This is a genomic window from Actinomadura citrea (genome assembly GCF_013409045.1).
Taxonomy (GTDB): Bacteria; Actinomycetota; Actinomycetes; order Streptosporangiales; family Streptosporangiaceae; genus Spirillospora; species Spirillospora citrea.
The window spans coordinates 240,144-252,815 of the sequence record NZ_JACCBT010000001.1; the positions used below are offsets into that span (position 1 = coordinate 240,144).

Genomic DNA, 12,672 nt, shown 5'->3' on the forward strand with positions numbered 1-12,672 from the left:
GGTTCGCTTCCGGCGCCCTCACGCCGGGGCTTCGAGGGGCAGGTCCTCCAGGCGCCCGCCCGTGGCCACCACGCGCTGCCCGCCGTCGACGATGTAGAGCGCCGGCGTCCAGGTGTTCTGGAAGGCGCCGCTCACGGCGCCGTCGTAGTCCTCGACGACGACGCGGACCGCCGGTGACAGGACCGCGACCAGCTCGGGATCCTCGCCGGTCACGACCGCGAGCCGGGGCAGCCCCGTCGTGAGCTCCGCGAAGCGCGGAGCCAGCTCGTGGCAGGGAGGGCAGTTCGCGGAGAAGAAGGCGACCAGGGCGGGGAGGTCCGCCTGGGAGACCGGCTCGCCCTCGGTGGTCGTCGCGGTGAAGTCGCCGATCTGCGAGCCGGGCTCGAGCGCCATCGGCGGGCCCGCGAGCTCCCCGTGGCCCGGGTGCGCGGCGCCGTGCCCCCGCAGCCTGCGGATCAGGGTGAGCGTGAGGACGAGGTTGAACGCGGACAGCAGCCCGAGGAGGACGACGGCGGCGATGAGATAGGGCATCAGGGGTTCCTCGCGAACAGCTCGACGATGTCGTCGAGAAAGACGATCAGCACGGCTCCGGCCAGCCCGGCCGCGGCGGCCACCGCGATGCCGCCCGCGGGCGGCAGGCCGCCGGGGGCCAGGGCGCCGAGCACGGCGCAGGTGAGCAGCGCTCCGTTGCGGACGAGATGGCGCGGACCGAGCGGAACGCTGGACGGGCCGAAGCAGCGGCAGGCGGTGCGGCGTCCGCGCCGGACCGCGGCCGCGACGGCCGCGGTGAAGGCGGCCAGCAGCACGGCGGCGAGACCGAAGCCGAGGGGGGCGGTGACCGGCGCGATCAGCAGCGGCGGCACCAGTGCCTCAAGAGCGGTCGTGGTGATCGCCAGGAGCCGGGCGCGGCCGGGCCACGCGGGCACCAGCGCTGGAACGGACCTGGCGAAACCGTCGAAGTCGCGGAGTTTGGATACGGCCGACACGGCGAAGACCAGCCCGATCAGGCAGGCGCAGCCGATCCGCACGAGTTCCATGCGCACTCCTCACAGGACGACCCCTCACGGGCGGCGGCGCGGCGGCGCGCCGGCGCCCACGAGGGGTCTCACGGCTATCCGCAGGCGCCGATCACCCAGGACTGACAACCCTGGTCGAGGCAGCACATGCGGCGCATGTACAGGGTGCGGTAGCAGTAGTTGCTGTAGCTGCAGCCGGCGGACGCGGTGGCCTTGGGGGCCACGCGCTCCAGCAGGCGGTCGACGAGACGGCTCATGCGTGTCTCCTCTCCCCGGCCGTCGGGCGGCCGTGGGCTGTGATCATGAATCGGACCAACCGGATTACAGCACATCAGGGGCCCGCGATCCCGTTTAAAGATCATTTTTCTCCCTGAGGGCATGTTCGGCCAGGGGTGGGCGGGCTTCTCGGCGGAGGTGGGTCGTCCGCCCTGCCTTGAAGAACGCCCTCGGAGCGAGCGTCAATCGGTCTTCGGGGTGATCTTCTGAAGCGGAGGTCGGGTCCGGCGGTGGATCACGGGGACAGGTAGCGCATTCGAGAATCACTGGACCAATCCGTGCAATTGCGCGGGAGAGGCATCGATCCCCACGAAGGGAACCTCATGCGTCTCGGACACAGGATTCTCGCGGCCGGCGTGGCCGGTGCGGCGCTCGTGCCCGCCTTAGCGGTCACCGCCCTGGCCGCCCCGGGCGAAACGACGAGCACGGTCGAGAAGGAGCGCGTCGACCGGGTGCCCGCCCCGAAGCCGGCCTGGTACAAGTGCTATGACTACGCGGAATGCGCGACCGTCCGGCTGCCCCTGGACTACGACGATCCGAAAGGTGCGACCACGGAGATCGCCCTCCTGAGGGTGAAGGCGCGCAACGCCAAGAAGCGGATCGGCAGCCTGTTCGTCAACCCTGGCGGGCCCGGCGGTCAGGGCACCGCGATCGCGTACCAGGCGCCCGACTTCCTCGGTAAGGACGTCCTCGACCGCTTCGACGTCGTCGGCTTCGACCCGCGAGGCATCGGCTTCAGCTCCAACGTCGCCTGCTTCGCGTCCACCAGGGACCAGACGCTCGCGCTGGCGGGGATGAACGTGGCGTTCCCGGTCGGCGCGAAGCAGGAGGCCGCCTACATCAAGTCCGCGAAGGCGGTCGGCAAGGGCTGCTCGACGACGGGGAAGAAGCTGGCGGGCGCGATGTCCTCGGCCGAGGCGGCGCGCGACATGGACGTCCTGCGCCGTGCGGTCGGCGACAAGAAGCTGTCCTACCTGGGCTTCAGCTACGGCACGGCGATCGGCCAGTACTACGCGAACATGTTCCCCGACCGGCTGCGCGCCGTGGTCGTGGACGGTGTCATCAACCCCGTCTCCTGGGTCGGCACCCCCAGGACCGCGAACCAGATCCTGGACGACCGGCTCCGGTCCGCCGACGGCGCCTACAAGGCGCTGCGGGAGATCCTCGTCCGATGCGGCAAGGCGGGCAAGGCGAAATGCCAGTTCGCCGCCTACGGGGACCCCGTCAAGAACTTCGACGCCCTCGCCAAGCGGCTGAAGGCGAAGCCCGCCGAGATCGACGGCGAGAAGGTCACCTACGCCGACCTCGTCGGCGGCGCGCTCGGCTCGCTGTACGACCCGGGCGGCTACGAGTACATCGACGCCATGGTCACCGACCTGTGGGTGGCGACCTCGCCCGCCTCGACGGCGGCGCAGGCCGCCAGGGCGCGCAAGGCCCTCGCCGCCCGCATCGCCGAGCGCCGGGCGGAGGTCAGGCGGCAGAAGGAGGCCGCGGAGAAGGTCTCGGCCAAGGACTTCCCCTACGACAACGGCCTTGAGGCGTTCAGCGGTGTCACCTGCACCGACGGCCTGCACCCGAAGAAGGCGGGGAGCTGGCCCGCGCTGACGGCGGCGTCCGACAGGCGGGCTCCCTACTTCGGGCGCGCGTGGGGCTGGGGAAGCGTCCAGTGCGCCCGTGACGCCTGGAAGGTCCGCGACGAGGACGCCTACACAGGTCCCTTCAACCGGCGGACGAACGCCCCCGTCCTGTTCGTGGGGAACTACTACGACCCGGCCACGAACTACAACGACGCGGTCTCGTCCAGCAAGCTGCTGCCCAACAGCCGCCTGCTGTCCAGCAACAGCTGGGGGCACACCGCCTACGGCACTTCGGCGTGCGTGACGAAGGCGGTCGACGGCTACCTCGTCGGCGGGACGCTGCCGCCCGCGGGCAAGGTGTGCGTCGGCGACACCCAGCCGTTCGCCGACAGCCCTGAACCGGCGCTCGCGACCAGGGGACCGGCCGACGCGAGCGCGATGGCGCCCCAGGCGGCCGCCGTCGGAAACAGCACGAAACTCCCACCGGTGGCCACGCGGGTGCCCTCGTCCCTCCTGCTCGGAACCCGCTGAACGGAACGACCGTGACGCCGGGCGGGCCGCATGCCGGCCCGCCCGGTGAGCGGCCCCGGCACGACGGCCCCCGCGATCGAGCGCGGGTGAACTGCGCGTCCGGCCGGCCGCTCAGCTGACGCGCAGCGAACTGATCAACGTGTTGACGTCCGGCCAGAGCCGCTTGTGGGACCCGGGCACGTCCAGCCACACGAACGAGGGCCGCGGACGCCCGGTGTCGACCACCACGACGGCGGACAGATCCATCGTCGAGCTGACGCCCTCCTTCCGGAAGTGCATCTCGCGGACGATCACCCAGGCCTTCCGGCCGCTCACGTCGATGGGCTGGGACGCGACATCACGGCCGGTCGTCGTGTCGGTGAAGGCGCTGTGCTGACGGGCGTCCTGGACGGCCGTGGTCAGGGCCCGGAGCCGGTCGGGGCCTTTGTACGCGCCCATGAGGGCGCTGCTCACCTTCCCCGATGCGAGCACGGCCTGCCACGAGGCATCGGTGTCGAAGACCTGCCGGCGGCCATACCCGGTCACCTCCGGGTCCGACCGGCGGCTCGGGCCCCAGGCGCCGCCCAACTCGGCGTACGACAGACGCGCGTCGCCATCGCCGACCCGCCCGAGGACCGGTGACCCGCTCCCCTTGTAGCGCGGGACCCGAACGACCTTGGTCAGGCGCACCTCACCCTTCGGGAGCTGCGGTGCCGTCAGCGGAGGAACCTTCGCGCCCGGCACCGGCCTGCTCATGCCCGCCAGCCCGTCGCACGACGCGGTCGCGAATCTGCCCGACGCGGACGCCTGCTTCACGACCGCCCCGTTCGCGACGATCGTGCACATCATGTGGCCCGGTCCGTTCTGATAGCGGTTCTGGACGCGCAGCGACACCGTCTCGCCCTTCTCGAACCGGTACTGCGCCTTGAACGGCAGCGCGAGCGCCTCATGGTCCTCAGAACCGTTCGGGGCGTCGTACTCGACGTCCGCGGTCGGACGGTCCCCGGTGACGATGTAGGTGATCGCGACCGTGCCGTCGTCCTTCGCGGTCGCCGCGCGTCCGGGCTCGCCCCCCGGCGTGTGCGCGACCCACACGACCAGCGCCACCGCCTGGCCGGCGACCGCCGCGAACCCCAGGGGCAGCGGGAAGCGCCCGCCCAGCCGCCGCCCGCCCGCCGACAGCTCGAACCTCATGCCGGCTCCTTCTCACCCGCGGCCAGGACGAGCCCGGCCTGCCGCGCCTCCTCGACCGTCCTCCGCAGCTCGGTCAGCGGCGTCTTCTCCGCGAGATGGCCGATCTCGGCGACGGCCAGCTCGTCCTGGACGGTCCTGGCGAGCAGTTCCTGCACGTCGGCCCTGAGGTCCTCCAGCTCCTCCATCACCTGCCACTCGCGGTAGGCGGCGTCGGCGGCCGCCGTCCGCTCCGCGTACCCCTCGAGCGCGGCCACGCGCCGCCGCACCCCCTCGATGGATCTTGCCAAGGCCCGGCGCTGGGGTTCGAGCATCTCGTCCAGCCCGGCGTCGCCGTCCCGCAGGGACCGGATCCGCCGATCGATGCGCGTCACCTCCGCGCAGGTCCTGGCGACGTCCCATTCCTGACGCGGCAACTCCAGCGTGTTGGCGATGTCGTCCAGCAGGCCGGCGGCGTCGACCGCCGACCCCAGCACGGCCGCGACCGCGTCCTGTGCACGCCTGACGAGCGGCAGCATCTGGTCGTCGAAGTCGTCCTCGACGTAGTAACGGGTGTGGTGTTCGCGACCCAGCCGCTGGGCCCGCCCCTCCCAGCACAGGACGAAGAGCGTCACGAAGAAGCCGATCTGGAGCATGGTCCCCGCCACCAGAAAGAACCCGAGCCCACCGAACCACCAGGTCGCGACGAGCCCGCCTTGGACGGCGATCCCGACGGCGGCTCCGACCCGTCCGAACAAGAACGGAAGCGCGAGCGCGGGCAAGAAGCCGGACGCCGTCCCCGCGAGGAAGGAGAGCCCGGCGTCCGCCCAAGTACGCCCTCCCAGGGGAGGAGGCGCCGGCGGCTTCTCGCCCGCCGGTGTCAGGACGTGGGGATGGGCGACGAGGATGTCCCGGTCGGCCTCCGGCAACTCCGGATCCACAATGGGTCTCAGCGCCCGGCCCACTTCCCACCTGCCCAACTCGATCAGCGATCACCGATTATGCCCGGTCCGCGCACTCACCGGCCGCGCAGAGATGTCTCGCGCCCGGCGGGGGAGCCCGGTGAACGCCGGTACCGCACGGGACGGGGCCGCACCGCCGTCGGCCCCGGGGCACCGCGCGCTGGTCGACGAACGCGGGGAGGGCCGGGAACGGTTCGTGCGCAGCGGCCTGTCGATCGCGGGGCGGAGGTGGGAGCCCGCGGATGCTGGGTAGCGCGACGGCATGGACAGAATCACGCGCGGACTGGCCGCCGGGGCGGCCGGGACCACCGCCCTCAACATGGTGACCTATCTCGATATGGCGGTGCGGGGACGGCCGGCCAGCAGCACGCCCGAGCAGAGCGTGGAGAAGCTGGCCGACGTCGCCGGGGTCGAGCTGGGCGAGGGGGAGAAGGCCGAGAACCGCAAGGCCGGGCTCGGGCCGATGCTCGGTTTCGGCACCGGACTCGGCGCGGGACTGCTGTACGGCCTGCTGGCGGGGCGCCGTCGCTTCCCGCGGCCGGTCGGGACCGTCGTGCTGACCGGGCTGGCGATGGCCGGGTCGAGCGCCCCGATGACCGCCCTCGGCCTGACCGATCCCCGCGAATGGTCGGCGTCGGACTGGGCGTCCGATGTCGTCCCCCACCTGGCCTACGGCGCGGTGGCCGCCCTCGTCTACGAGGCGCTGAACTAGGGCCAGGGAGCGGCGAACGCCCTGGCCGGGTTCGTGGTGAAGATGGCCGTCGCCGCCTCGCGGCCCAGTTGCCGTTCGACGCGCGGGCGCAGTGCCCGGAGCGTGTGGGGGACGCCCAGCTCCGCGCGGGCGCTCGCCGTCGTCGTGTCGCCTCCGATCAGGAGCCGGTCGGTGTGTCCGGCTTCCGCGAGCGCGGTGAGCGAGGCGAACAGGTGCCAGTCGGTGGCGTGGTGGGTGCGGGACGGGCCGTCGAACGCCAGGTAGGCGCCCGATTCCGCGGCGCGGTGGTGGACCCACGGGTCGGGAGAGCGGTTGAGGTGCCCGAGGATCACCCGGTCCGGCGGCACGCCGAGGGCCCCGCAGAGCAGGTCGAGGACGTCGAGGGCCGACGTCCCCTGCTCCAGGTGGACGCCGATGGGGGCGCCGGTCGCGTTCGACGCCCCGGCCGCCGCGGTCATGACGCGCCGGGCGTGGGCGTCCAGGCCGTGGAAGGCGGTGGCGACCTTGATCATGCCCGCCCGGCCGCGGGTCAGCTCGTCGGCGAACAGGACGTCCGGCTGGAGGCGTTCCAGCAGGGCGGCGTCGTAGTGGGCGGCCTGGTGCAGGCCGGTGGCGGCGATGACGTGGACGCCGGTGGCGCGCGAGACGTCCGCGAGGTCGTCGATGCGGCGTCCCATCCCGTGGGGCGTCCACTGGGCGACCGCCCGGCCGCCGAGCGCGGCGAAGGCGCGGAGCTGGGCGGCGGCCGCGGCGGGGTCGTCGAGCTCCTCGCCCGGCAGCCGGGGCGAGCGGAGGAAGAGGTGGTCGTGGGCGTCGCAGACGCCGAGGTCGCCGGGGGCGATGTCGCCGAGGACCGTCCTGATCCTCACAGCGCCGCCGCCACCACGCGCAGGCCGGCGAGGACCTTCGGGACGCCGAGGTAGGGCGCGAGGTGGACGAGCGCCTCGACGATCTCCTCGCGGGCCATGCCGAGCCGGAGGCAGGTCGTCACGTGCCCGGTGAGCTGCGGGTCCACGCCGCCCATCGCGGTGAGGGCGGCGAGGTTGAGCAGCTGCCGGTCGCGCAGGGACAGGCCCTCGCGCTGGTAGGTGCCGCCGAACAGGCTCGTGACGATCCAGTCGGCGAAGCCCGGCGCGAGGTCGTCGAGGCCGGGAAGGGCGGCGTTCTGGGTGGCCTCGTCCTGGAGGACGTCCAGCAGCCGGTAGGCCGCGTCCCGGTCGAGGCGGGTGCGGGTCAGGTGCTCGGCGAGCGGCATGGTGATCTCCTCTGTAACGCTTGAGTCGTTACCGTAGCATCGTAACGGGTCGAGCGTTACCCTTGTCCCATGAAGGACGATCCGCCGGCGTTCCGGCTCGACTGCGGTGCGACCTGGCTGAACCTGCTCGCCACGCGCGGCCGCGCCTTCGGCGCGCGGTCGGTCGAGCGCCTTCCCGATCCCGGCCGGTTCGCCGAGTGGCTGGACCTCTGCGAGCTCGCTCCCGTCCGGCCGCCCGACCGGCACGATCTGGACAGGGCCCTCCTCCTGCGCGAACTGCTCCGTCCCATCGCCCTCGCGACCGTGGACGGGCGTCCGCCGGACGGGGACGACGTGCGGAGCCTCGCCGGCTACCTCGCCGAGGAGGACCCGGTCGACCTGTCGGTCGGCGGACGGATCACGAGGTCCGCGCCCCCGACCGCCGGGGCGGCGCTGGGGCGCATCGCGCGGCAGGCCGTCGACCATCTGACCGGCCCTGGACGGAGCGACCTCAAGGTCTGCCCCGAGGACGACTGCCGCGGCGTCTTCGTCGACACGGCCGGCCGTCGCCGCTGGTGCCCGTCCCCTGCCTGCGCCAGCCGCGGCCGGGTACGCGCCCTGCGCGCGCGCCGCGCGGCCGAGGCGAAGAACCCGAACGCCTAGCTCCAGGACGGCGAGCGCGCGTTCTTCGGTGCAACCGCTGGGGGCGGGATGGGGTTCAGAGGGCGAGGCGCGTCCGGGGTGGGCGCGCCCGCCTTATGAGAGGAAACCCATGGACCTGAGGCTTGCCGGGCGCGTCGCGATCGTCACCGGGGCGTCGAAGGGGATCGGGGCGGCCGTCACGCGGACGCTGCTGGACGAGGGCGCCCGCGTGGTGGCCGTGTCCCGCAAGCCCGGCGGGGAGCTGGACGCGCTCGCCGGTCCGAACCTGCTGCACGTGCCCGCCGACCTGATGGACGCCGACGCCCCGGCGCAGGTCGTGGCGCGGGCCGTGGAGGAGTTCGGCCGGCTCGACGTCCTGGTCAACAACGCGGGCGGGCCGCCGCCCGGCGCGACGCTCCCCCGGTTCGGATTCCTGACCCCGTCCGACGACGACTGGCGCGAGATGTTCGAGTTCAACCTGTTCGCGGTGGTCCGCTCGGTGCGGGCCGCGATGCCGCACCTGCTGGAGAGCGACGCGGCGTCGATAGTGAACGTCTCGTCGGGGAACGGGCGGCGCCCCGGGCCGATGAACTACGACTACAACGCGGCGAAGGCGGCGCTGAACAACCTGACGAAGGGGCTGTCGGAGGAGTTCGCGCCGCAGGGCGTCCGGGTCAACTCGGTGTCGCCCGGTCCGGTCCGGACGCCGTGGTGGACGGACGAGGGCGGCGCCGCCGACATCATCGCCGGGGCGATGGGCTCCGACCGCGACGCGGTGCTGGACGGCGGCGCGGCCGAGATGATGAGCCTCACGACCGGGCGTCTCGCGACGCCGCAGGAGGTCGCGGACGTGATCGTGCTGCTGGCCTCGCCGCGGTCGGCGAGCACGACGGGGGCCGACTTCGCCGTCGACTCCGGCTTCCTCAAGGAGGTCTGAGCCCCGCCGGCCCCCGGCCCCGGCCGGCCGGGGGCCCGACGCGTCAGCCGGTGGGGCGGCGCGGCAGCAGCAGTGCCGGGATCAGGGCCAGGGCCAGCATCCCGGCCGCGAAGAGGTAGGTGTGCTGGAACGCCTCCGCCAGCGGCCCGGCGATCGCCCGGCGCTCATCCGGGCCCATCCCGTGGACGGCCTGGAGCGCGCCGCCCCGCCCGTCCGGCACCAGGCCGTTCATCAGCGATGACAGCACGACCGACGCCGTCGCCAGCCCGATCGCGCCCGACATCGTGTTGACCAGGTTGACGGTCGCGCTCGCCGCCGGGGCCCGGTCGTGGGGCATGCCGCGGGTCGCCGCCGTCATCGCGGGCATCATCGTCGCTCCGCCGCCCGCGCCCATCAGCAGCATCGTCGCGCACAGCCCCCAGTAGGAGGCGTCCGCGTCGAGCTGCACGGTGAGCAGCGCGAATCCGGCGAGGGCCGTCGCGGCCGACACGGGGACGAGCCGTCCGGGCGGCACCCGGTCGGCGATCCGGCCGGCGACCTGCATCGCCGTCCCGGAGCCGAAAGCGAACGGGACTCCGAGCATGCCCGCCATGGTCGCGCTCTCGCCCCGGACGACCTGCAGGTACAGCGGGAGCAGCAGCATCGATCCGAAGTAGCCGAAGGAGAACAGGGTCAGCGTGCCGGTCGCGGCGGCGAACGTCCGGTCCCGGAAGCCGCGCAGGTCGATCAGCGGATGCCGGGCCGTCAGCGCCCGGACGACGAACGCGGCGACCAGCGCTCCGCCCGCGACCATCGGCACCACGACGCCGGGCGAGCCGAACGCGCCGCGGTCGCCGCCCGTCGTCACGCCGTACAGCACGGCGGCGATGCCGGGCGAGAGCATCAGCAGGCCCGGGACGTCCAGCGGTTTCGACTCCGCCGGGACGTCGCGCGGGAAGAGCCGCGCGGCCAGCGCCACCACGGCCGCCGCGACGGGCAGGTTCACGAAGAACATCCACCGCCACGACACCTCGTCGATCAGCCAGCCGCCGAGGACGGGCCCGGCGAGCGGCCCGACGAGGATCGCGAGCCCGAGGGTGCTCATCAGCCGGCCGAGCCGCTCGGGCCCGGCGGCGCGCAGCAGGATCGTCATGCCGACGGGCATCACCAGCCCGCCGCTGAACCCCTGCACGACCCGGAACGCGATCAGCGACTCGATGTTCCACGCCAGCCCGGCGAGCAGTGACCCGGCCCCGAACGCCGCGATCGCGCCCAGGTACAGACGGCGGGCGCCGAACCGGCCGACCGCCCACGCGCTGGACGGGATCACCGCGCCGAGCGCCAGCGAGTACCCGGTCGCCACCCACTGGATCGTGCCGAGCGGCGCGCGGAACTCCTGCGACAGCCGGTTGATCGCGACGTTCACGACCGTCGTGTCCAGCGTGATCATGATGGAGCCGAGGACGAGCACGAGCACGATCGCCGTCGGGCCCGGCGCCGTCCGGCCCCGCGGCGGGGCCTCGGCCGTCGCGGTCACCTCAGCCCCCGTACGGGCGGACGGCCCGGGCGTCGCGCAGCGCGTGCCCCCACCAGGCGAGCTGGTCGAGCATCCCCTTGGCCGCCGCGGAGGCCCCCTCGGGGTCGTTCGGCCGGCCGTCGTTCCCGAACCAGTTCCACGGGTGGTGGAAGCTGACGGTGTCGCGGACGGTCACGGCGTGCAGTTCGGCGAAGACGCCCCGCAGGTGCTCGACGGACCGCAGCCCGCCCCCCAGCCCGCCGTACGACACGAACGCGACGGGCTTGGCCCGCCACTCGTGGAAGTGGGTGTCGATCAGGTTCTTCAGCGTGCCGGGGAAGCTGTGGTTGTACTCGCAGGTCACCACGACGTAGGCGTCGGCCTCGTGCAGTGTCCGGGTCACGCGCTCGAACCCCTCGGACGCCTTCGAACCCAGCGCGGACGGCGGCGGCGCGTCCGCCACGTCGACCACATCGACGATCAGGTCGTCGCGTTGCCGGGCCTGCTCGACGAACCAGGTCCCCACGGTCGGCCCGAACCGTCCTTCGCGCGTGCTCCCGATGATGATCGCGACGCGCAGCGGTTCCTTGCTCATAGGGTCTCTCCTCGAAGCGCGGCATGTTGACACGATCGAAGCTACGGAGACCACTGCGGGCGGCTCATCTGTCAGATGACTGGGCGCCCTACCTGCCCGCGTGACGGGCCGGCGGCGGGGGCGCCGGCCGCGTCGGTCCCGCCGATCTGGGTGGCGAGGGCGTCGCGCAGCACCGTCAGGCGGGCGATCTCGGCGTCGAGGACGGCGAGGCGGCGCCGGGCGACCCCGGCGCTCCCCGCGCAGCCGGGGCCGCCGTAGGGCGGGAGCGCGTCGCCGTCCAGCAGGTCGAGCCGGTCGGCGCAGCCGCGGATGTCCTCGATGGTCAGCCCCAGGGAGAGCAACCGGCGGATGGTCAGCACCCGGGCCACCTCGCGGGGCCCGTACCGGCGCTGCCCGCCGGAGGTGCGGGACGGCGGGGGCAGAAGCCCGCGCTGCTCGTAGAACCGCAGGGCCCGCGGGGTCGTTCCCGCCGCCGCCGCGGCGTCGCCGATCCGCATGGGGACTCCTCTCGGGACGTCACAACTCGACGATGACGGCTCCCAGGTGCCGTCCGCTGATCAGTTCGTGCAACGCCCGCGGGGCGTTCTCAATGCCCGCGACGCGCGCGTGCGGGAAGGTGATGTCCCCGGAGCGGAGCCAGGCGCCGACGCGCTCGGCCCACTCGGGACGCGGCCCGGTGCCGTCCAGCCCGCCGAAACCGCGCATCTCGATGCGCTTGGCGATCAGCTGGAACGTGTCGACCTCGACCGGCGCCGTGGTGCCGGCGCGGTTCGGTGCGAGCTGCCCGGCCAGCGTCCCGACGAGGACGAACCGCGCACCGGGCGTGGCGGCGGCGATCGCGGCCTGGAGCTGCTCGCCGCCGACGTTGTCCACGAAGACGTCGATGCCGTCGGGTGCGGCCTCCGCCAGCTGCTCGGCGACGGGCCGCCCGCCCCGGATCACGGCCGCGTCGTAGCCCAGTTCGGACACCAGGCGGGCGGCCTTGCCGGGCGAGCCCGTGCTGCCGATCACGCGGCCCGCGCCGAGCAGGCGGGCGACCTGGCCGGCCAGCGAGCCGACCCCGCCCGCGCCGCCGGAGACGAACACGGTGTCGCCGGGACGGACGCGCGCGTCCCGGGTCAGCGCCGTGTACGCGACGCCCGCCTGGCTGAGATGCGCGACCGGATCGGGCAGCGCGCCGTCCAGCGGCGTGCACTGGTCGGCGGGCATGACCGCGTGCTCGCGCCAGCCCAGCCAGTGGCGGACCAGGTCCCCGGGACGGAGCCCGGCGTCCCGGGGCGCCGAGACGACCTCGCCGATGGCCGCCCCGAACAGGGTGTCGCCCGGACGCAGCGGCGGGAAGGGCGTGCCCTTCACACCGCCGCCGATCAGGGTTCGCAGCGACGGGAAGACCTGGAAGTAGCGGTTGCGGACCAGCGCCTCCCCGTCCCCCGGCACCGGCATGGGAACCTCGACGACGCCGAAATGCTCCGGCCCCGGAAGCCCGTCGGGAAGGTCGGCGAGCTGGACCACGCGCGAGGTAGGGGGCAAGGACGGCATCGGACGC

Annotated in this window: 15 protein-coding genes; 4 read left to right on the top strand and 11 right to left on the bottom strand. The window is 73.4% G+C overall.

Features of this window, described 5'->3' with window-relative positions; genetic code table 11:
- Positions 1–18 precede the first annotated feature (18 nt).
- The 3 genes from BJ999_RS01225 to BJ999_RS01235 all read right to left on the bottom strand — a co-directional run bounded on the left by BJ999_RS01225 (position 19) and on the right by BJ999_RS01235 (position 1,273).
- A complete protein-coding gene (locus tag BJ999_RS01225; protein WP_179831527.1) occupies positions 19–531 on the bottom strand; it encodes a TlpA disulfide reductase family protein in 513 nt (170 codons plus the stop codon).
- Positions 531–1,037, bottom strand: coding sequence for a MauE/DoxX family redox-associated membrane protein (locus tag BJ999_RS01230; RefSeq protein WP_179831528.1), 507 nt, complete (start codon positions 1,035–1,037; stop codon positions 531–533). Before BJ999_RS01230 ends, BJ999_RS01225 begins: the two co-directional genes overlap by 1 nt.
- A 74-nt stretch (positions 1,038–1,111) precedes the next feature.
- Positions 1,112–1,273, bottom strand: coding sequence for a hypothetical protein (locus BJ999_RS01235; RefSeq protein ID WP_179831529.1), 162 nt, complete (start codon positions 1,271–1,273; stop codon positions 1,112–1,114).
- Positions 1,274–1,615: 342 nt separating this feature from the next.
- On the opposite strand from BJ999_RS01235, the gene BJ999_RS01240 reads away from it, so the two are divergent.
- Positions 1,616–3,400, top strand: a complete 1,785-nt coding sequence (locus BJ999_RS01240) for an alpha/beta hydrolase (protein ID WP_179831530.1) — start codon at positions 1,616–1,618, stop codon at positions 3,398–3,400.
- 111 nt (positions 3,401–3,511) lie between these two features.
- On the opposite strand, the gene BJ999_RS01245 is transcribed toward BJ999_RS01240, so the two are convergent.
- Together BJ999_RS01245 and BJ999_RS01250 are read right to left on the bottom strand one after the other, a co-directional pair.
- Positions 3,512–4,573, bottom strand: coding sequence for a hypothetical protein (locus BJ999_RS01245; RefSeq protein WP_179831531.1), 1,062 nt, complete (start codon positions 4,571–4,573; stop codon positions 3,512–3,514).
- The gene (locus tag BJ999_RS01250; protein ID WP_179831532.1) at positions 4,570–5,478 is read right to left on the bottom strand and encodes a hypothetical protein; all 909 of its coding nucleotides are present in this window, start codon (positions 5,476–5,478) and stop codon (positions 4,570–4,572) included. The genes BJ999_RS01245 and BJ999_RS01250 overlap by 4 nt, the downstream gene beginning before the upstream one ends.
- A 295-nt stretch (positions 5,479–5,773) precedes the next feature.
- Between BJ999_RS01250 and BJ999_RS01255 the strand changes: the two genes are divergently transcribed.
- On the top strand, positions 5,774–6,223 hold the full coding sequence (locus BJ999_RS01255) for a hypothetical protein (protein ID WP_179831533.1): 450 nt from the start codon (positions 5,774–5,776) through the stop codon (positions 6,221–6,223).
- Here BJ999_RS01255 and BJ999_RS01260 read toward each other — a convergent pair.
- A complete protein-coding gene (locus BJ999_RS01260) occupies positions 6,220–7,092 on the bottom strand; it encodes a phosphotriesterase family protein (protein WP_179831534.1) in 873 nt (290 codons plus the stop codon). The genes BJ999_RS01255 and BJ999_RS01260 overlap by 4 nt on opposite strands.
- Positions 7,089–7,478, bottom strand: a complete 390-nt coding sequence (locus BJ999_RS01265) for a carboxymuconolactone decarboxylase family protein (protein ID WP_179831535.1) — start codon at positions 7,476–7,478, stop codon at positions 7,089–7,091. The genes BJ999_RS01260 and BJ999_RS01265 overlap by 4 nt, the downstream gene beginning before the upstream one ends.
- A gap of 69 nt (positions 7,479–7,547) precedes the next feature.
- Here BJ999_RS01265 and BJ999_RS01270 point away from each other — a divergent pair, with 69 nt between their 5' ends.
- Positions 7,548–8,120 carry a CGNR zinc finger domain-containing protein gene (locus tag BJ999_RS01270; protein ID WP_179831536.1) on the top strand — a complete coding sequence of 191 codons (573 nt, stop codon included), beginning with the start codon at positions 7,548–7,550 and terminating at the stop codon, positions 8,118–8,120.
- Positions 8,121–8,229: 109 nt separating this feature from the next.
- On the top strand, positions 8,230–9,036 hold the full coding sequence (locus BJ999_RS01275; RefSeq protein WP_179831537.1) for an SDR family NAD(P)-dependent oxidoreductase: 807 nt from the start codon (positions 8,230–8,232) through the stop codon (positions 9,034–9,036).
- Between the two features lie 43 nt (positions 9,037–9,079).
- On the opposite strand, the gene BJ999_RS01280 is transcribed toward BJ999_RS01275, so the two are convergent.
- From BJ999_RS01280 to BJ999_RS01295, 4 genes are all read right to left on the bottom strand, one after another.
- Positions 9,080–10,552 (bottom strand): DHA2 family efflux MFS transporter permease subunit, encoded by a 1,473-nt coding sequence (locus BJ999_RS01280; protein ID WP_229810167.1) that lies wholly within the window; start codon positions 10,550–10,552, stop codon positions 9,080–9,082.
- Between the two features lies 1 nt (position 10,553).
- Positions 10,554–11,126 carry an NADPH-dependent FMN reductase gene (locus tag BJ999_RS01285; protein ID WP_179831538.1) on the bottom strand — a complete coding sequence of 191 codons (573 nt, stop codon included), beginning with the start codon at positions 11,124–11,126 and terminating at the stop codon, positions 10,554–10,556.
- Between the two features lie 71 nt (positions 11,127–11,197).
- Positions 11,198–11,623, bottom strand: coding sequence for a MerR family transcriptional regulator (locus BJ999_RS01290; RefSeq protein WP_179831539.1), 426 nt, complete (start codon positions 11,621–11,623; stop codon positions 11,198–11,200).
- Positions 11,624–11,642: 19 nt separating this feature from the next.
- Positions 11,643–12,665 carry an MDR family NADP-dependent oxidoreductase gene (locus BJ999_RS01295; RefSeq protein ID WP_179831540.1) on the bottom strand — a complete coding sequence of 341 codons (1,023 nt, stop codon included), beginning with the start codon at positions 12,663–12,665 and terminating at the stop codon, positions 11,643–11,645.
- Between the last annotated feature and the right edge of the window lie 7 nt (positions 12,666–12,672).

What these genes read in the sequence shown, in the direction of transcription:
- BJ999_RS01245 (WP_179831531.1), bottom strand. Translation starts at nt 4,573, where the DNA reads ATGAGGTTCGAGCTGTCGGCGGGCGGGCGGCGGCTGGGCGGGCGCTTC.
- BJ999_RS01235 (WP_179831529.1), bottom strand. Translation starts at nt 1,273, where the DNA reads ATGAGCCGTCTCGTCGACCGCCTGCTGGAGCGCGTGGCCCCCAAGGCC.
- BJ999_RS01290 (WP_179831539.1), bottom strand. Translation starts at nt 11,623, where the DNA reads ATGCGGATCGGCGACGCCGCGGCGGCGGCGGGAACGACCCCGCGGGCC.
- BJ999_RS01255 (WP_179831533.1), top strand. Translation starts at nt 5,774, where the DNA reads ATGGACAGAATCACGCGCGGACTGGCCGCCGGGGCGGCCGGGACCACC.
- BJ999_RS01225 (WP_179831527.1), bottom strand. Translation starts at nt 531, where the DNA reads ATGCCCTATCTCATCGCCGCCGTCGTCCTCCTCGGGCTGCTGTCCGCG.
- BJ999_RS01285 (WP_179831538.1), bottom strand. Translation starts at nt 11,126, where the DNA reads ATGAGCAAGGAACCGCTGCGCGTCGCGATCATCATCGGGAGCACGCGC.
- BJ999_RS01295 (WP_179831540.1), bottom strand. Translation starts at nt 12,665, where the DNA reads ATGCCGTCCTTGCCCCCTACCTCGCGCGTGGTCCAGCTCGCCGACCTT.
- BJ999_RS01275 (WP_179831537.1), top strand. Translation starts at nt 8,230, where the DNA reads ATGGACCTGAGGCTTGCCGGGCGCGTCGCGATCGTCACCGGGGCGTCG.
- BJ999_RS01230 (WP_179831528.1), bottom strand. Translation starts at nt 1,037, where the DNA reads ATGGAACTCGTGCGGATCGGCTGCGCCTGCCTGATCGGGCTGGTCTTC.
- BJ999_RS01240 (WP_179831530.1), top strand. Translation starts at nt 1,616, where the DNA reads ATGCGTCTCGGACACAGGATTCTCGCGGCCGGCGTGGCCGGTGCGGCG.
- BJ999_RS01270 (WP_179831536.1), top strand. Translation starts at nt 7,548, where the DNA reads ATGAAGGACGATCCGCCGGCGTTCCGGCTCGACTGCGGTGCGACCTGG.
- BJ999_RS01265 (WP_179831535.1), bottom strand. Translation starts at nt 7,478, where the DNA reads ATGCCGCTCGCCGAGCACCTGACCCGCACCCGCCTCGACCGGGACGCG.